Here is a 17,968-nt window from a genome sequence, read left to right on the forward strand (position 1 = left end):
GCGGTCACCGCGATCGCGCGGCCGTTGCCGACCGGCGCGGCGGGATCGGCGCTCGGCCGCGTCCCCGCGCCGACGACCAGGATCCGGCGCCCCGGCAGCAGGCCGCCGGGCGAAGCAGGCTCGGGCATGCCCGGCACCGTAGCCCACACCACCCCATCCCGCCCACCCCCGGCCAGGTTCGGTCCCTGCACGCCCCTGCACGCCCGCAGCGCGGGGCGGCGCGGGGACGGCTAGGGTGCGGGGCATGGGAATCGCCGCGTCCGCACAGCCGGTGGTGGTCGAGCGCGCCGCCGGGGCCGGCGGCGAACTGGTGCTGCGCCGCGCCGGCGCCGACTACGAGATCATCAGCAACGGCGTGTTCCTCATGGACACCCGCAACGGCGAGTCCGAGCGGCTGCTGGTCCGCACCGCCGTGGACGGCCTCGACGCGCCCGTGCGGGTGCTCATCGGCGGGCTCGGCGTCGGGTTCTCCCTCGCCGAGGCCCTCGCCCTGCCCGCCGTCGCGCACGTCACCGTCGTCGAACGCGAGCCCGCCGTCATCGCCTGGCACGGCACCGCGCTGCGGCCCTGGTCGGGCGGCGCGCTGGACGACCCCCGCGTCACCGTCCGCGCCGCCGACCTCCTCGACGTCGTCGCCGCCCCCGGCGCCGGCCGCTTCGACGCGCTGTGCCTGGACATCGACAACGGCCCCGACTGGACCGTCACCCCCGGCAACGCCCGCCTCTACGCCCCCACCGGCCTGGACCTGCTCGCCCGCATGCTCACCCCCCGCGGCGTCCTGGCGGTGTGGAGCGCCGGCGCCGCGCCCGCGTTCGAGGCGCTGCTGCGCGACCGGTTCGCCCGCGTCGAGGCCAGACCGGTGCCGGTGCCCCGCGGCGAACCCGACATCGTGTACCTCGCGGCGCGGCCGACAAAGCCGGACCGCCCGTTTCTGTAGCCCGCGCTGTTCGTCCCGGAAAGTGCATTCGCTAGGTTTCGGCCTGACAAAACCTTTTTGGGAGGATCTGTGGCTACTGCCCACGCAGCCCAGCGGCGCCCCGCCGTCCTGGGCGACCTGCTGCCCGGTGCCCTGGCCCGCGACACCGCCCTCGTCATCGGCGCCGCCGTACTCACCGGCATCGCCGCGCAGATCGCGGTCCCGCTGCCCGGCACCCCCGTCCCCGTCACCGGGCAGACCTTCGCGGTGCTGCTCGCCGGCGCCGCCCTCGGCCCCGGCCGCGCCGCCCTCGGCATGCTCGTCTACCTGCTCGCCGGCCTCGCCGGCGTCCCCTGGTTCACCGACGGGGCCTCCGGCGCCGGCTTCGCCAGCTTCGGCTACATCCTCGGGTTCATCGTCGCCGGCGCCGCCGTCGGGCACCTCGCCCGCCGCGGCGGCGACCGCACCCCGCTGCGCACCGTCGCGACCATGCTCGCCGGAACCGCCATCATGTACGCCGCCGGCGTCCCCTACCTGATGGCCTACCTGCACGTGGACCTCGCCACCGCGCTCGACCTCGGCGTCACGCCCTTCCTGGCCGGCGACGCGCTGAAGGTCCTGCTGGCCGCCGGGCTCCTGCCCGCCGCCTGGAAGCTCACCGGCGCCGCACGCCGCCGCTGACCTCCGCACGCGGGCCCGCACGCGGGCTCGCCCCGTCCGTCCCGCCCCCGCACGCATGGGGACGGGACGGACGGGCAGCACACGCCCATGCCCCGCACCCCGGCAGGCCCCGCCCCCGGCCGGTGTGGCGCACATCATCCCGCACCCCCGCCCCCACCGTTTGAACAGGTTCAAATCTGTCGTACAGTGGCCACGTGAAGCTCGCCGTGACAGCACCGGACCGACTCACCGTCCGCACCGTCCCGATCCCCGACCCGGGCGACCTCATCGCGCGGCTTCCCCACCCCTCCGCGCTCGCCTGGATCCGCCACGGCCACGGCATCGTCGGCTGGGGCGAAGCGGCCCGCCTCACCCTCCCCGGCGGCGACGACCGCTTCACCACCGCCGCCCGCCACCTCCGCGACCTCTTCGACGCCGCCGACATCGACGACCCCGTCGCCCTCCCCGGCACCGGCCCCGTCGCCTTCGGCTCCTTCGGCTTCGACCCCAAATCCGGCGACTCCGCACTCATCATCCCCCGCCGCATCCTCGGCCGCCGCGACGGCCGCGCCTGGCTCACCACCATCGGCGACACCGCCGACCCCCTCACCCTCGCCAACCCGCCCCAACCCCCCACCGGCCTCACCTGGAGCGACGGCGCCCTCCCCGAACACCAGTGGAAGGACGCCGTCGCCGCCGCCGTCGACCGCATCCGCGCCGGCCACCTCGGCAAAGTCGTCCTCGCCCGCGACATCACCGCCCAGGCCACCGCCCCCATCGACGCCCGCGTCCTCCTCCAGCGCCTCGCCGACCGCTTCCCCGCCTGCTACACCTTCTCCTGCGCCGGCCTCGTCGGCGCCACCCCCGAACTCCTCATCCGCCGCACCGGCGACCACATCGAATCCCTCGTCCTCGCCGGCACCACCCCCCGCGGCGACACCCCCGCCGACGACCACGCCCGCGCCGGCCGCCTCTTCGGCTCCGCCAAGGACCGCGAAGAACACGGCTACGCCGCCGACATGGTCCGCGACGCCCTCACCCCCCTCTGCTCCCACCTCACCGTCCCCCGCCGACCCGAACTCCTCACCCTCCCCAACGTCATGCACCTGGCCTCCCCCATCCACGGACGCCTGGCCGCCGACCGCTCCGTCCTCGACGTCGTCGCCGCCCTCCACCCCACCCCCGCCGTCTGCGGCACCCCCACCGCCACCGCCCTCGACCTCATCCGCGAACTCGAGGGCATGGACCGCGGCCGCTACGCCGGCCCCGTCGGCTGGATCGACGCCCGCGGCGACGGCGAATGGGGCATCGCCCTGCGCTGCGCCGAGATCGACGGCACCCGCGCCCGCCTCTTCGCCGGCTGCGGCATCGTCGCCGACTCCGACCCCGCCGCCGAACTCGCCGAAGCCCACGCCAAATTCCGCCCCATGCGCTACGCCCTCCACGGCTGACCCGCACCCGCCCCCGCACCACCCCGCACGCTGCGGCAACGCCCCGCACCCGGCGACCGCGCACCACCCCGCCACCGGTACGGTCATCAACGACCCCAGCACACGGAGACGGAGGACGAAGCACCGTGGACGTCGAACGGACCGCTTTGCCCGGCATCGGCCTGCAGCACATCATGACCACCGGCCGCGGCCGCCAACTCGGCGTCATCTCCCACCGCACCGGCCGCCGCGACCTGGTCATCTACGACAAAGAAGACCCCGACAGCTGCATCGCCACCGTCGCCCTCACCGCCGAAGAGGCCAACGCCATCGCCGAACTCCTCGGCACCGGCCGCATCATCGAACACCTCGCCGAACTCCACCGCCAGGTCGAAGGACTCGTCACCGAACAAGTCCCCATCCCCGCAGGCTCCCCCTACGACGGACGCCCCCTCGCCGACACCCGCGCCCGCACCCGCACCGGCGCCTCCATCGTCGCCGTCGTCCGCGACGGGCAGGTCCACGCCAGCCCCCGCCCCGACTACACCTTCACCGCCGGCGACACCGTCGTCGTCGTCGGCACCGGAGAAGGCACCACCGCGGTCGCCCAGATCCTCGCCCACGGCTGACCGCGCATGCACTCAGCCGTACAGCTCATCGAACTCGGCGCCATCATCCTCGCCCTCGGACTCCTCGGCGCGGTCTCCGTCCGCTTCTCCATCTCCCCCATCCCCCTCTACCTCATCGCCGGCCTCGCCTTCGGCTCCGGCGGCATCCTCCCCCTCACCACCAGCGAGGACTTCGTCTCCATCGGCGCCGAAGTCGGCGTCATCCTGCTGCTGTTCACCCTCGGCCTCGAATACACCGCCGGCGAACTCGTCGGCACCCTGCGCACCTCCGCACCCACCGGCCTCGCCGACCTCGTCCTCAACGCCGCCCCCGGCGTCGCCGCCGCCCTCCTGCTCGGCTGGGGCCCCGTCGCCGCCGTCGCCATGGGCGGCATCACCTACGTCACCTCCTCCGGCATCACCGCCAAAGTCATCGGCGACCTCGGCTGGCTCGGCAACCGCGAGACCCCCGCCGTCCTGTCCGTCCTCGTCTTCGAGGACCTCGCCATGGCCGCCTACCTCCCCATCCTCACCACCCTCCTCGCCGGAGCCGGCCTCATCGGCGGCGCCACCGCCCTCGGCGTCGCCGCCGCCACCATCACCGTCATCCTCTACATCGCCCTCCGCCACGGCACCCTCGTCGAACGCTTCGTCGCCTCCCCCAGCGAAGAAGTCCTCCTCCTCAAAGTCCTCGGCCTCACCCTCCTCGTCGCCGGCATCGCCCAGCAGCTCCAGGTCTCCGCCGCCGTCGGCGCCTTCCTCGTCGGCATCGCCCTGTCCGGCACCCTCGCCCACACCGCCCAGAAACTCCTCACCCCCCTCCGCGACCTCTTCGCCGCCGTCTTCTTCGTCTTCTTCGGCCTCCACACCGACCCCGGCGACCTGCCCCCCGTCCTCGGCATCGCCGCCCTCCTCGCCGCCGCCGGCATCCTCACCAAGATGGGCACCGGCTGGATCGCCGCCCGCCGCGCCGGCATCGCCACCACCGGACGCCTGCGCGCCGGCGCCGCCCTCATCCCCCGCGGCGAGTTCAACATCGTCATCGCCGGCCTCGCCGTCAGCGCCGGAACCAACCCCCGCCTCGGCCCCCTCGCCGCCGCCTACGTCCTCATCCTCGCCGTCGCCGGCCCCGTCATCGCCCGCGGCACCGAACCCGTCGCCGCCCTCCTGCGCACCCGCCGCGCACGCCGCCGCGCCCCCCAGACCGACGACGACGTCCCCCTCATCCCCCGCCCCGCAGCCGGCACCGGCGACACCGGCCCCACACCCACCATCACCTGACCCCCACCCGCCGCGCCCTCACACGGCGGACGGCTGGCACCCCGGACACCAGAACAGGTTCCGCCCCGCCAGCACCGCCGCCGCCACCGCCGTCCCGCACACCAGGCACGGCAACCCCGCACGCCGGTACACGTACACCTCACCACCGTGATCGTCCACCCGCGGCGGACGCCCCATCGCCTCCGGCGTGTGCTCCGGACGCACCGTGTCGATCCGCCCCACCCGCACCCCCTCCGCCATCAGCACCACCAGATCCGACCAGATCCCCGCCCACTGCCCCGCCGACAACCGCCGCCCCGGCAACCGCGGATCGACCCCCTGCCGGAACAGCACCTCCGCCCGGTAGATGTTCCCCGGCCCCGCCACCACCGACTGATCCATCAGCAGCACCCCGATCGGCGTCCGCGCCCGCGAGATCCGCCGCCACGCCGCCTCCGGATCGGCGTCCACCCGCAGCGGATCCGGCCCCAGCCGGTCCCGCAGCAGCTTCACCCCGCCCGGCTCCAGCACCTCGCACCGGTTCGGACCCCGCAGATCCGCGAAATGCGCCCCGCCCTCCAACCGCAACCGCACCAGCCCCACCGGCTCCGGCGCCGGCGACTCCCCGAACCCGAACCGGCCGTAGATCCCCAGATGGACGTGCAACGTCAGCTCATCGTCGAACCCCAGCAGCAGATGCTTGCCATGCGCGTCCGCCTCCACCAGCACCCGCCCGTCCAGCCGGCCCGCCCCCTCGGCGAACCGCCCCTGCGGACTCGACGCGGAAACGGCGCGGCCGCCGAACACCCGCTGATGCTCGGCGGCCAGGCGATGAATCGTGTGTCCCTCGGGCATGGCCCGGAGCCTATCCCCGCCCCTCCCGCAACGGCTCACCGATCTCCCGCATGTGACCGAGAGCCTCCCGGTACGACGCCACCAGACCCGTCTCGGTGTACGGCAGGCCCACCGCCGCGCAGTGCTCCATCACCAGCGGCCGCACCCGCCGCAGGCTGCACCGCGGGATCCCCGGGAACAGATGGTGCTCGATCTGGTAGTTCAACCCGCCCATCAGCCAGTCGGTCACCGCGCCGCCCCGCACGTTCCGCGACGTCAGCACCTGCCGCCGCAGATGCCCCCACCGCTCACCCGGCCCCGGCATCGCCATCCCCTTGTGGTTCGGCGCGAACACCGCCCCCAGATGCACCCCGAACAGCGCGTGCTGCACCGCGATCAGCGCCACCGCCTGCGCCGGCGGCAGCAGGACGAACGCCAGCGACAGGTACCCCACCGCGTGCGCCAGCAGCAGACCGCCCTCCACCAGCCGGTCGCGACGCGACCGGCCCCGCAGGAACATCAGGCTCCCCACCTTCAGGTTCACGCCCTCCAGCGTCAGCAGCGGGAAGAACAGCGCCGCCTGATGCCGCGCCACCCACCGCAGCACGCCCCGCTGGCCCTCGGCCTGCTCCTGCGTCCACGCCAGCACCCCCTCGCCGACGTCCGGGTCCTTGCCCACATGGTTCGGATTGGCGTGGTGCCGGTTGTGCTTGTCGTTCCACCACCCGTGCCCCATCCCCAGCAGCAGGTTCCCCAGCAGCAGCCCCAGCCACCGGTTCCCCCGCGCCGACCCCGCGATCTGCCGGTGCCCCGCGTCATGCCCGAGGAACGCCGTCCGCGCCGCCACCACCGCCAGCGGAACGCCGAGCAGGACCGTCCACCACCCGTCCCCCGCCCACGCGACCGCGGCCCACAGCGCGGCCGTCGCCGCCAGGTTCAGCCCGATCGCCCGCGCGTAGTAGCCGCGGCGGCGCTCCAGCAGCCCGCTCTCCCGCACCCGCCGCGCCAGCGGGGCGAAGTCGCTGCCGACCCGCCTCCCGGACGGTGCGGGGGCGGCGGGGGGAGCGCCGGGAGCGTGCAGGGTCGCGGGCATGGAACCTCCAGTACGAGCAGCGGAAACCGTCTCCTCGCAAGCTACGGAGCGTGACACCGGGCGGTCGCCCCGCTGGAGAGCCAACCCTCCCCTGGCTCGCAGGTCCCGGTCGCCCCCGCCGCGCCTCGCTCCCCGGGGCGATCACCCCCCGCACCGGCCGCAACCGGACCCTGCACAAAAGCGGGGACACCCCACCCATATAGGGTCACAAGTCATGGACGATGGCACACGGTGGATCGAACTCGACGGTGCGGTCAACGCCCGAGACCTGGGCGGCCTCCCCACGGCGGACGGCCGCACCACCCGGCGGGGACGCGTCCTCCGCTCCGACAACCTCCAGGACCTCTCCGTCGCCGACGTCCGCCTCCTCCTCGACGACTACGCCCTCAAGAACGTCATCGACCTGCGCAGCGACGCCGAGGTGCGCCTCGAAGGGCCCGGCCCCCTCACCCGCATACCGACGGTGACCGTCCACCAGCTCTCGCTGTTCCCCGAAGGCGGCCGCAACACCGACGTCGCCGCCGACGTGGACGTGGACAAGGCGCTTCCCTGGCAGGACCGCTCGACCGGCCACTACCTCGGCTACCTCACCGACCGCGGCGACTCCATCGTCGCCGCCCTGCGCGTCATGACCCGCACCGACGGCTCCGCACTCGTGCACTGCGCCGCCGGCAAGGACCGCACCGGAGTCGTCTGCGCCCTCGCCCTCGACGCCGCCGGCGTCACCCGCGAGGCCATCGTCGCCGACTACGCCCAGACCGGCGAGCGCCTGGAGGCCGTCCTGCAACGGCTGCGCGGCACCGACACCTACGCCGCCGACCTCGACTCCCGCCCCGCCGACACCCACCGCCCCCACGCCGCCATCATGGAGAAGCTCCTCGCCCGCGTCGATGAGGAGTACGGCGGGACGCTCGGCTGGCTCGCCGGGCACGGCTGGACGCCCGAGGACACCGAAGCCCTCCGCGACCGCTTCCTCGCCCCCTGAGTTCTGCTCCCCCGTCGGGGAGGATTGGTTTTTATGGGGGTGTGGATGCACCCTGCCCGATGCCTTTACGTTGTAAGTCCAATACTGGACGACGGGGAGACGGAGCCGGCTTGGGGCGTGTCTCCAGGTCAGGCCAGCGCCGCGCGGACGGCCTCCTGCGCCGCCTTGCGCATCTCGGCGTGCAGGGCCGCGTTCGCCTCCCTGTCGGTACGGGCCTCCACGATCCGCAGCCCCTCCCCCGTCAGCGCCTTCGGCAGGTCGGCCGCCGCCTCCAGCCGCCGGTACGGGACGCCGTGCGCCGCCGCCACCGCGCTCACGTCCACCTGGTGCGGGGTGCCGAAGACCCGCTCGAACGGGCCGCGCAGCGCCGCCTGCGGCAGCAGCGAGAAGATCCCGCCGCCCTGGTTGTTCACCACCACGACCGCCAGGTCCGGGCGCCGGTCGTACGGGCCGATGACCAGCCCGTTCTGGTCGTGCAGGAACGCCAGGTCGCCGAGCAGCGCGTAGGACCGGCCGCTGTGCGCCAGCGCCGCCCCGATCGCCGTCGACACCAGCCCGTCGATACCGCTCGCGCCCCGGCTCGCCATGACGCGGATCCCGCGGCGCGGCCGCATCACCTGGTCAAGGTCGCGGATCGGCATGCTCGCCGCCGTGAACAGCAGCGACCCGCCCGGCAGCCCCGCCACCAGGTCGCGCGCCAGCCGCGGCTCGGTCACCTCCGGCACCGCGTCGAGCACCGCGTCCACCGCCGCCGCGGCCGCCTGGTCCGCGGTCCGCCACGACTTCAGCCACGCGTCGTCGCCCGACACGACCGGGATCTCCACCTCCGGCGCCACCTGCGTCGCCGACCGGACCGGGTCCGGCCAGTGCGACAGGTCGGGCGCCAGCACGATGTGCTCCTCCGCCCGCCTCAGCAGCGCCAGCAGCGGCCGCGACAGCCCCGGCTTGCCCAGCGTCACCACCACCTCCGGGCGGTGCCGCTCCACGAACTCCGGCACGCCCAGCAGGAAATGGTGCGACGACAGCGCGTGGTCGCCGTAGCGGGCGTTGCCGTTCGGCTCAGCGAGCACCGGCCAGCCGGCCATCGACGCCGCCGCCACGTACCGCTTGACGTTCACCGCGCCGTCACCCACCACCAGGACGCCGCGCCGCGTCGGCGGGACGTGCAGCACCGACCCCGGCGTCGCCGCGCGCACCTTCGTCCACGCGCCCGTCGCGTCGCCGTCGAGGGGCTCGCACCACGTCTCGTCCCCGTCGGGGATCAGCGGCTCCCGGAACGCCGCGTTCAGGTGCACCGGGCCCGGCGACGGCGCCTGCGCCACCCCCCACGCGCGGCTCACCAGCGACCGCCAGTACGCCACCATCCCCGGGCGGTTCTCCGGCACCCCGACCTCGGTGCTCCACCGCGCCGCCGTCCCGTACAGCTTCACCTGGTCGACCGTCTGGTTCGCGCCGGTGTCGCGCAGCTCCGGCGGACGGTCCGCGGTGATCACGATCAGCGGGACCCCGGACTCGTGCGCCTCGATCACCGCCGGATGGAAGTTCGCCGCCGCCGTCCCCGACGTGCACACCAGCGCCACCGGACGCCCCGACCGCTTCGCCAGCCCCAGCCCGAGGAACGACGCCGACCGCTCGTCGATCCGCACGTGCAGCCGGACCCGGTCGGCCTCCTCGGCCGCCTGCAGCGCCAGCGCCAGCGGCGCCGACCGCGACCCCGGCGCCAGCACCGCGTCGGTCATCCCGCAGCGCAGCAGCTCGTCGACCAGCACCGCCGCCAGCGCGGTCGCCGGGTTCACGGCGCCGCCCCGATCACCGCCGGGCCGCCCATATGCTCCTGCGCCGCCAGCGCCCGCTCCCGCCACGCGGCCTCCGGGCCCGCCCAGCGGGCCAGCGCCTCACCGTCCACCACCGGCCGCCGCACCTCGATCTCCCCCGCCACCGGCCGCAGCGGGTCGGCGGCGACGTCGCCCTCCAGCAGCGACAGCGTCCCCAGCCCGCACGCGTACCGCAGCTCCGGCAGCGCCGCGGCCAGCGCCGCCCCCGCCGCCAGGCCCACCGACGTCTCCACCGCGCTCGACACCACCACCGGCAGCCCGCACGCCTCCGCGACCCGCAGCGCCGCCGCGACCCCGCCGAGCGGCTGCACCTTCAGCACCGCCACGTCCGCGGCGCCGGCGGCGCGCACCTTCAGCGGGTCCTCGGCGCGGCGGATCGACTCGTCCGCCGCGATCGGCACGTCCACCCGCCGCCGCACCAGCGCCAGCTCCTCCAGCGTCGCGCACGGCTGCTCGGCGTACTCCAGCTCCCACCGGTCCAGCGCCCGGATCATCCGGGCCGCGTGGTCGACGTCCCAGCCGCCGTTCACGTCGATCCGGACGCGGCCGTCCGGCCCGATCGCGTCCCGGACGGCCTCGACCCGCGCCATGTCGTCGGCGTCGCTCTGGCCGCGCTCGGCGACCTTCACCTTCGCGGTCCCGCAGCCGGACTCCTTGGTCAGCGCGAACGCCCGCTCAGGCCCGACCGCGGGGATCGTCGCGTTCACCGGGATCCGGTCGCGGACGGGCGCCGGCCACCCCTCGAACGCGGCCTCCCGCGCGGCGGCCAGCCAGCGGGCGCACTCGGCCGGGCCGTACTCGGCGAACGGCGAGAACTCCCCCCAGCCGGCGGGGCCCTCGATCAGGACGCCCTCCCGCCGCGTCACACCGCGGAACCGCGTCCGCATCGGGATGGAGTACACCCGCACCCGCCGACCCCCTGACCTGCCGCTGATCTGGCCACCGAATCACGGTATTCCGGAGCACACCGTGCGTTTGAACCCTTAGTAGTACCACGGGAAACGCGACCAATCGGGGTCGCGCTTCTCCAGGAACGAGTCCCGCCCCTCGGCGGCCTCGTCGGTGCCGTAGGCCAGGCGAGTCGCCTCGCCCGCGAACACCTGCTGCCCGACCAGCCCGTCGTCGACCAGGTTGAACGCGAACTTCAGCATCCGCTGCGCCGTCGGGCTCTTGCCGTTGACCTTCCGCGCCCACTCCAGCGCCGTCGCCTCCAGTTCGGCGTGCGGGACGACGGCGTTGACCATGCCCATCCGGTGCGCGGCCTCGGCGTCGTAGGTGTCGCCGAGGAAGAAGATCTCGCGGGCGAACTTCTGCCCGACCTGCCGCGCCAGGTACGCCGACCCGAACCCGCCGTCGAAGCTCGCCACGTCCGCGTCGGTCTGCTTGAAGCGGGCGTGCTCACGGCTGGCGAGGGTGAGGTCGCACACCACGTGCAGGCTGTGCCCGCCGCCCGCCGCCCAGCCCGGCACCACGCAGATGACGACCTTGCCCATCATCCGGATCAGCCGCTGCACCTCCAGGATGTGCAGCCGCCCCGCCCGCGCCGGGTCGATCGTGTCGGACGTCTCGCCCTCGGCGTACTTGTAGCCGTCCTTGCCGCGGATGCGCTGGTCGCCCCCGGAGCAGAAGGCCCAGCCGCCGTCCTTGGGGGACGGCCCGTTCCCGGTCAGCAGCACGCAGCCGATGTCGCTGGACATCCGCGCGTGGTCCAGCGCCCGGTACAGCTCGTCCACCGTGTGGGGGCGGAACGCGTTGCGCACGTCCGGCCGGTTGAACGCCACCCGCACCGTGCCGTGGTCGACGGCGCGGTGGTAGGTGATGTCGGTGAAGCCGAACCCCTCGACCTCTTTCCACGCGTCCGCGTCGAACAGCTCCGAGACCATGTGTTCCCCTCTATGAAGCGCGCGCGCCGCCGGGGGCGCGGGCGGCCGGTGACCCATTCAACCCTCCCCGCGTTTGAACGCGTTCAGCGGGGTCGTCTACGCTGATGAGATCATGGATCGCCCGCTGCACGCCGCCGTCCTGCCGCCCGGCCCCCGGCTGCTGCGGGCCCTCGCCGCCGCGCTCGACGGCGGCCCCGCGCTCTGCCCGCTCCCTCCTGACCTGCCCGAACCGGCGCTCAGGAGCCTGCTGGACGCGCTGGCCCCCGACGCGGTCGACACGCCGGACGGGCTGATCCCGCACTCCCCCGGCGGCGGACGCGCGCCCGTCGGTGCCGGTACCGCGGTGCTGATCGCCACGTCCGGCTCCACCGGGGCGCCGAAGTTCGTCGAGCTGACGGCGGACGCGCTGCGGCACTCCGCCGCCGGCACCCTCGCCCGCATCGGCGCCGCGCCCGGCGACCGGTGGCTGTGCTGCGTGCCGACCAGCCACATCTCCGGCGTGCAGGTGCTCGTCCGGTCCCTGGTCGCCGGCACCGACCCGGTCATCGCGCCGCGCTTCGACGCCGGCGCCGTCGCGAAGGCCGACGGCTTCCACGTCTCGCTCGTCCCGACCCAGCTGCGCCGCGTGCTGGACACCGGCGCCGACCTGTCCCGGCTCGGCGCGGTCGTGCTCGGCGGCGCCGCCGCCGCGCCCGGCCTGCTCGCCGAGGCCCGCGAGCGCGGCGCCCGGGTCTTCACCACCTACGGGATGAGCGAGACCTGCGGCGGCTGCGTCTACGACGGCACCCCGCTGGACGGCGTGCGCGTCGCGCTCGGCGACGGCGGCCGGATCCGGCTGGCCGGGGCGTCGCTGTTCAGCGGCTACCGGCTGCGGCCCGACCTGACCGCCGCGGCGCGGGACGGCGACTGGTTCGTCACCCAGGACCTCGGCGCCCTGGAGGGCGGCCGGCTCCGCGTCCGGGGCCGCGTCGACGACGTGATCAACACCGGCGGGGAGAAGGTCGTCGCCGGCGAGGTCGCCGCCGCGCTGTCGCGGCACCCGGGGGTCCGCGACGTCGTCGTGGTCGGGCGGCCCGACCCCGAGTGGGGCGAGCGCGTCACCGCCGTCGTCGTCCCCGCCGCCCCCGCCGCGCCGGAGCTGGCGGACCTGCGGGCCCTCGTCCGGGAGACGCTGCCGGCCTTCGCCGCGCCCCGTGAGCTGGAGCTGGTGGACGCGATCCCGCTGCTGGCGTCCGGCAAGCCCGACCGCGCCCGCCTGCGCTCCCCCGCAGGCCGTCCCGCCCGCTGACCCGCGCCCCGCCCCACTTCCCTGACCTGCGAGAACGGGTCGTCGCTCGGTACGGCCGGAGTCTGCGGCCGAAGGAAGTCACGCGGGTAGTGGTCTTCGTCACGTCGCCGCGACCCGGCGCCTTTACGCAGTAAGGTGGCATCGGTTCAGGTCAGGCAGCGCGAAATCGTGTGAACCTGCCCATTCCGGGCACCAGACCGTTCTGGATCGTTCCTCCGCGATCCCCGGGGACGGGCCGTCGTCCCGCGGTCCTGGGAACAATGACCCGGCCGTGCGACGTTCCGTTAAGTGCGTGCGCCACCAGCGAACACACAATCCGCGCCGCACTCACACCGAAGGGAGGGGGGTGTCTCCATGCCGCGAAGCGCCGTCGAGACCCCGCTCACGGAGTCGGCGGGCCCCGCGCTCAACGAGCTCCTCAAGCGGGGCCGCGCCCAAGGGCGCCTCTCGCTCGACGAGGTTCGGGGGGCCTTCGAGGCCGCCGGGATCAGCCCGGCCCAGGGCCGCTCCATCCTGCGCGAGCTGGCCGAATCCGGGATCAGCCTGGCCGGCGAGGCCGACACCGTGCGCAAGCTCGCCGCGGCCGCCGACCACGACGGCGGGGAGACCGCCCAGGCGCCCGCCGGTCCCGCGAAGAAGCGCACCTCCCGCAAGACCGCCAAGGCCGCCGGGCCGGCGCGCCAGAGCACCAAGGCCGCCGCAGCGGACACCGCGGACGCCCCCGCCGACGGGGGGTTCGAGGTGACCACCGCCGAGGCCGACGCCGACACCGGGGCCGACCTGGACGACCAGTCGACCACCATGGGCGACTCCGTCCACACCTACCTCAAGGCCATCGGGCGCCGCCAGCTGCTCACCGCCGAGCAGGAGGTCGACCTCGCCAAGCGCATCGAGGCCGGGCTCTACGCCGAGCACAAGCTGGAGACCGAGGACCTCTCCCCCGGCGTGCGCGCCGACCTGGAATGGGTCGCCGCCGACGGCCGCCGCGCCAAGGCCCACATGCTGGAGGCCAACCTCCGGCTCGTGGTGTCGGTCGCCAAGAAGTACTCCGACCGCGGCCTGTCGCTGCTGGACGTCGTCCAGGAGGGCAACCTCGGCCTGATCCGCGCCGTGGAGAAGTTCGACTACTCCAAGGGCTACAAGTTCTCCACCTACGCGATGTGGTGGATCCGGCAGGCCATCCAGCGCGGCTTCGCCGACTCGGCCCGCACCATCCGGCTGCCCGTGCACGTGCTGGAGATGCTCAGCAAGCTGAGCCGCGTCGAGCGCGACATGCACCAGCGGCTGGGCCGCGAGCCCACGCCGGAGGAGCTCGCCGCCGAGCTGGACAAGAGCCCCGAGCAGGTCCGCGAGCTGCTGCGCACCAGCCGCCAGCCGATCAGCCTGGACTCCACGATCGGCGAGGACGGCGAGACCCGCATCGGCGACCTCATCGAGGACACCGACAGCCCCGAGGCGTCCGAGCTCGTCGACCGGCAGCTCATGGCCGACCAGCTGCGCCGCACCCTCGACATCCTGTCCCCGCGCGAAGCCAAGATCATGGCGATGCGGTTCGGGCTGTACGACGGGACGCCGCGCACCCTGGACGAGATCGGGAAGGCCCTCGGGCTGACCCGCGAGCGGATCCGCCAGCTGGAGAAGGAGTCGCTGTCGAAGCTGCGGCACCCCAGCAACGCCCGCCCGCTGCTGGACTTCGCCGTCTGACCCGTCCTTCCATGGGCGCGTGGGGGCCCGCCGGATCGCACCGTCCGGCGGGCCCCCACGCATGTCCGGCCGGGGTCAGCAGCCCCGGACGGCGAACGCCAGGAACTCGGTGACCTCCCGCTGGTCGAAGTTGTCGTCGGAGGCGGCGACGAGGGTGCACTCCCCCGACTGCAGCCGCGGCCCCCACGCCAGCGCCTCCAGGTTCTGCGTCGGGGACGCGAACGCGCCGAGGTCGGCGACGAACCGCTTGCGCACCGGGCGGAACAGGGCGTCCCCGGCGAGGGAGTCGCGGCGCAGCACGTCGGTGGCGCCCCGCACGTCGAACTCGTACAGCCGGACCTTGTAGCCGACGCCCTCCAGCCAGGACCGCTCCAGCGCCAGGAACCGGTGGCCGCCCACGGCGAGGATCTCCGACACGCCGCTGTCGGTGACGCCGGTGGGCGGGTTCGGCGCGGCCGGGAGCCGGTCGACCGGGTAGGCGTACTGGGCGCGGACGCGCCCGGCGCGGTCCCACAGGGTGAGCCGGGTCAGGGCGCCGTGCCGCACGGTCGGCGGCTCGCCGTCCTCGTAGCGGGGGCCCTCGACCATCGCGGCGATGCCGTGCGGGGTGAACGTCAGCGCCTCGAACCCGAAGTTGCGGCGCGGCCCCCGGTGCTCCTCGGTGAGCCGCAGCGCCGGCGGGACGCGCAGCGCGCCCGCGTGCCGCCCGTCGGTCCGCGCCCAGCTCAGCGACATCTGCGACAGCGGGATGCCCTGGTGGCCCTCGTCGGGCCGGTCGCCCTCGCTGCCCCACAGGACCCGCCGGGTGCGGGGGTCGAAGCGGATCGTCTCGGGGTCGGCCGACCCGGGCTTGCCGAAGCCGGGGTAGGGGTCGCCGCCGGGGCGCCGCAGCGTGACCGCGCCCGTGACCCGCACCCCGGTGAAGTTCCCGGTGGCGAGGTCGATGTCGAGCCGGCCGGTGTAGAAGCGCGCCGGGTCGTAGCGCCACCGGTCGTCGGAGATCAGGTACCAGGTGCCGGTGCGGGGGTCGCGGTCGAGCCCCGAGACGCCGCCGAAGGTGGTGCCGCCGACCTTCATCATGTGCGGGAGGCGCCGCTCCCCCAGGAAGCGCGTGATCCGCAGCTCCGCCGCGCCGGCCCGGGGCGCCGCGCCGCTCGCGGCCTCCGCCCGGGGCCGCCCGTCCGCGAGCGCCGCGCCCGCCACCGCCGCCAGGACGGCGGCCGCCGCTGCGGCTCCCCGCCACATCACCCTGTTCACGTCCACGATCACGCTTACCCTCCGCATCTAAATGAACACGCTTCGTGCGCAAGGGCAAGTATGCTGCAGCGCGGCCTGACGCGGAGGTGACTTCTCAGTCGGCGCGGCGGAACTCCAGGATGGCGACCGCCATCAGGCCGAGGCCCATCCCGAGGACGATGAGGATCTCCAGCCAGACGGGGACCGTCCAGCCGCCCCAGGTGACGCCGGGGTCGAAGGTGCGCAGCAGCCGGTCCGAGACGTCCAGGTGCGCGAACACGACGTGCCGCATCGGGTCGACCGCGTAGGTGAGCGGGTTGAAGCGGGTGAGGACGCTCAGCCAGGTCGGCAGGCCGTTCAGCGGGTACAGCGCGCCCGACAGGAACATCATCGGCATCATCGCCATCTGCATGACGCCGAAGAACGCCTGCATCTGGGTGATCCGCGCCGCCATCATCACGCCGAACCCGGTGAGCGCGAACGCCCCGATGAACATCAGGCCGACCAGCTGCGCCATCAGCACCGGGTCGTAGGGGACGCCGGCCAGCGGCGCGAGCAGCACGATCACCACGCCCTGCAGCGTCGCGACGAGCGCGCCGCCGACGCACTTGCCGATCACGATGGCGCTGCGGCTGACGGGCGCGACCAGCATCTCGCGCAGGAACCCGAACTCGCGGTCCCACACGATCGACCCGGCGGAGAACATCGCGGTGAACATCACCGACATCGCGCACACGCCGGGGTAGATGAAGGTCTTCAGGTCGACGGCGCCGGCCGGGCCGCCGCCGCTGGTCACCAGGTTGGACAGGCCGGTGCCCATGACCAGCAGCCACAGCACCGGCTGGACGAGCCCGGACACCATCCGCAGCTTGTCCCGCCAGAACCGGATCAGCTCCCGGTGCAGGACGATCTTCACGGCGCGCAGGTCCTGCCGCAGGCCGCGCTCGGGCACCCGCACCCGGACGACCTCGGCGGCCGCCGCCGGCTCCGCCGTGCTCCCCATCGTCATCTCCTCGCCGCGCGCATCGCCATCCGCATCCGGTCGCTCCCCGTGGCCTCGGCGTCCCGGATCGTGGACCCGGTGAAGGACATGAACACATCGTCCAGCGACGGCCGCGCCACGTTCACCGAGCGGATCGGGACGCCCAGCTCGGCGAACAGCCGGGGCACGAACGCCTCCCCGGCGGCCACCGAGAAGGTCACCGCGCCCTCCGACACGACGGCGGACAGGCCGAACCGCTCCCGGATCGCGGCGATCGCGGCCGCGTCGTCGGCGGTCTGGATGCGGACCCGGTCCTCGCCGACGCCCGCCTTGAGCGCCTCCGGGGTGTCGAGCGCGACGATCCGCCCGGAGTCCATGATCGCGATGCGCTCGCAGAACTCGGCCTCGTCCATGTAGTGCGTCGTCATGAAGATCGTGATCTCCTCGGCCGCCTGCAGCTGCCGGATGTACTCCCAGATCGACGCCCGGGTCTGCGGGTCCAGGCCGACGGTCGGCTCGTCCAGGAACAGCACCCGCGGCGAGTGCAGCAGGCCGCGCGCGATCTCCAGGCGCCGCTTCATGCCGCCGGAGAAGGTCTGCACCAGGTCGCCGCGCCGGTCCCACAGGTTGACCATCTCCAGCACCTGCCGGATGCGGTCGCCGGTCACCGAGCGCGGCACCCCGTACAGTTCGGCGTGGAAGCGCAGGTTCTGCTCCCCCGACAGGTAGCCGTCGAGGGTGGGGTCCTGGAACACCAGGCCGATGTTGCGGCGCACGCTGTCGCGTTCGGCGGCGACGTCGTACCCGGCCACGCGCGCGTGGCCCGCGGTCGGCCGCAGCAGCGTGCAGAGCATGTTGATCGTGGTGGACTTGCCGGCGCCGTTCGGGCCGAGGAAGCCGAAGATCTCCCCCGGCCGCACGGCGAAGTCGATCCCCCGCACGGCCTCCACCTCGCCGAACCTCTTGATCAGGCCGTCGACCTCGACGGCGGGTCCCCCGTCCGGCATGGGGCCTCCCTCCGCATGGAGCACGCACACCCACCTTTTGGGCCCTCCAACGGTAGGAGTAGCCTATCTCTCACGTCAAGAGAGATAGGTCGTCCCAAGCAATTCCGAGGAGCCGGACGTGACGGACCAGTCCGACCCGATGTTCGAGTCGCCGGGTCGAGGTTCGACAGCGCGTACAGGGCGCCGTCGTAGACCCGGAAGACCGCCACCTGGACGCCGTCCACCATCGCGCAGACCCCGCGCTCGG

Annotated in this window: 17 protein-coding genes; 8 read left to right on the forward strand and 9 right to left on the reverse strand. The window is 74.1% G+C overall.

Translation table 11 applies throughout. From position 1 onward, the window contains the following. Nucleotides 1–244: 244 nt before the first annotated feature. The 5 genes from AB0K34_RS41845 to AB0K34_RS41865 all read left to right on the forward strand — a co-directional run bounded on the left by AB0K34_RS41845 (nucleotide 245) and on the right by AB0K34_RS41865 (nucleotide 4,895). Nucleotides 245–937 (forward strand): spermidine synthase, encoded by a 693-nt coding sequence (locus AB0K34_RS41845; RefSeq protein ID WP_364554262.1) that lies wholly within the window; start codon nucleotides 245–247, stop codon nucleotides 935–937. A gap of 69 nt (nucleotides 938–1,006) precedes the next feature. Continuing rightward, on the forward strand, nucleotides 1,007–1,597 hold the full coding sequence (locus AB0K34_RS41850) for a biotin transporter BioY (RefSeq protein WP_364554263.1): 591 nt from the start codon (nucleotides 1,007–1,009) through the stop codon (nucleotides 1,595–1,597). Between the two features lie 194 nt (nucleotides 1,598–1,791). After that, nucleotides 1,792–3,027, forward strand: coding sequence for an isochorismate synthase (locus AB0K34_RS41855; RefSeq protein WP_364554264.1), 1,236 nt, complete (start codon nucleotides 1,792–1,794; stop codon nucleotides 3,025–3,027). Between the two features lie 125 nt (nucleotides 3,028–3,152). Beyond that, a complete protein-coding gene (locus tag AB0K34_RS41860) occupies nucleotides 3,153–3,635 on the forward strand; it encodes a cation:proton antiporter regulatory subunit (RefSeq protein WP_301177141.1) in 483 nt (160 codons plus the stop codon). A 6-nt stretch (nucleotides 3,636–3,641) separates the two neighbouring features. Next, nucleotides 3,642–4,895: a cation:proton antiporter gene (locus AB0K34_RS41865; protein WP_301177140.1), complete on the forward strand. Its 1,254-nt coding sequence runs from the start codon at nucleotides 3,642–3,644 to the stop codon at nucleotides 4,893–4,895. A gap of 18 nt (nucleotides 4,896–4,913) precedes the next feature. Here AB0K34_RS41865 and AB0K34_RS41870 read toward each other — a convergent pair whose 3' ends face one another. Both AB0K34_RS41870 and AB0K34_RS41875 read right to left on the reverse strand, forming a co-directional pair. After that, complete coding sequence (locus AB0K34_RS41870; protein ID WP_301177139.1) at nucleotides 4,914–5,729, reverse strand: DNA-formamidopyrimidine glycosylase family protein; 816 nt, start codon at nucleotides 5,727–5,729, stop codon at nucleotides 4,914–4,916. A gap of 10 nt (nucleotides 5,730–5,739) precedes the next feature. Further along, entirely contained in the window at nucleotides 5,740–6,801 is a 1,062-nt protein-coding gene (locus AB0K34_RS41875; RefSeq protein WP_301177138.1) for an acyl-CoA desaturase, read from the reverse strand. A gap of 214 nt (nucleotides 6,802–7,015) precedes the next feature. On the opposite strand from AB0K34_RS41875, the gene AB0K34_RS41880 reads away from it, so the two are divergent. Next, nucleotides 7,016–7,786: a tyrosine-protein phosphatase gene (locus AB0K34_RS41880; protein ID WP_301177137.1), complete on the forward strand. Its 771-nt coding sequence runs from the start codon at nucleotides 7,016–7,018 to the stop codon at nucleotides 7,784–7,786. 128 nt (nucleotides 7,787–7,914) lie between these two features. Here AB0K34_RS41880 and menD read toward each other — a convergent pair whose 3' ends face one another. The 3 genes from menD to AB0K34_RS41895 all read right to left on the reverse strand — a co-directional run bounded on the left by menD (nucleotide 7,915) and on the right by AB0K34_RS41895 (nucleotide 11,504). Continuing rightward, nucleotides 7,915–9,582 carry a 2-succinyl-5-enolpyruvyl-6-hydroxy-3-cyclohexene-1-carboxylic-acid synthase gene (menD, locus tag AB0K34_RS41885; RefSeq protein ID WP_364554265.1) on the reverse strand — a complete coding sequence of 556 codons (1,668 nt, stop codon included), beginning with the start codon at nucleotides 9,580–9,582 and terminating at the stop codon, nucleotides 7,915–7,917. Then, nucleotides 9,579–10,529: an o-succinylbenzoate synthase gene (locus AB0K34_RS41890; protein WP_301177135.1), complete on the reverse strand. Its 951-nt coding sequence runs from the start codon at nucleotides 10,527–10,529 to the stop codon at nucleotides 9,579–9,581. Before AB0K34_RS41890 ends, menD begins: the two co-directional genes overlap by 4 nt. Nucleotides 10,530–10,604: 75 nt before the next feature. After that, nucleotides 10,605–11,504 (reverse strand): 1,4-dihydroxy-2-naphthoyl-CoA synthase, encoded by a 900-nt coding sequence (locus AB0K34_RS41895; protein WP_301177134.1) that lies wholly within the window; start codon nucleotides 11,502–11,504, stop codon nucleotides 10,605–10,607. Between the two features lie 112 nt (nucleotides 11,505–11,616). On the opposite strand from AB0K34_RS41895, the gene AB0K34_RS41900 reads away from it, so the two are divergent. Both AB0K34_RS41900 and AB0K34_RS41905 read left to right on the forward strand, forming a co-directional pair. Further along, nucleotides 11,617–12,792: an AMP-binding protein gene (locus AB0K34_RS41900; protein WP_301177133.1), complete on the forward strand. Its 1,176-nt coding sequence runs from the start codon at nucleotides 11,617–11,619 to the stop codon at nucleotides 12,790–12,792. Between the two features lie 354 nt (nucleotides 12,793–13,146). Next, entirely contained in the window at nucleotides 13,147–14,496 is a 1,350-nt protein-coding gene (locus AB0K34_RS41905) for an RNA polymerase sigma factor (protein ID WP_364554266.1), read from the forward strand. 75 nt (nucleotides 14,497–14,571) lie between these two features. Here the strand turns inward: AB0K34_RS41905 and AB0K34_RS41910 are convergent, their stop codons facing one another. From AB0K34_RS41910 to AB0K34_RS41925, 4 genes are all read right to left on the reverse strand, one after another. Then, nucleotides 14,572–15,765, reverse strand: a complete 1,194-nt coding sequence (locus tag AB0K34_RS41910) for an esterase-like activity of phytase family protein (protein ID WP_364554267.1) — start codon at nucleotides 15,763–15,765, stop codon at nucleotides 14,572–14,574. Nucleotides 15,766–15,847: 82 nt separating this feature from the next. Beyond that, entirely contained in the window at nucleotides 15,848–16,735 is an 888-nt protein-coding gene (locus AB0K34_RS41915) for an ABC transporter permease (protein WP_138640408.1), read from the reverse strand. Nucleotides 16,736–16,737: 2 nt separating this feature from the next. Next, nucleotides 16,738–17,721, reverse strand: coding sequence for an ATP-binding cassette domain-containing protein (locus AB0K34_RS41920; RefSeq protein ID WP_138640409.1), 984 nt, complete (start codon nucleotides 17,719–17,721; stop codon nucleotides 16,738–16,740). Further along, on the reverse strand, nucleotides 17,682–17,968 hold a 287-nt coding region (locus AB0K34_RS41925; protein WP_364554268.1), incomplete at its 5' end, for a nitrite reductase (NAD(P)H) small subunit. The genes AB0K34_RS41920 and AB0K34_RS41925, both read right to left, overlap by 40 nt.

It is taken from the genome of Actinomadura sp. NPDC049382 (assembly GCF_040677125.1).
GTDB lineage: Bacteria > Actinomycetota > Actinomycetes > Streptosporangiales > Streptosporangiaceae > Spirillospora > Spirillospora geliboluensis.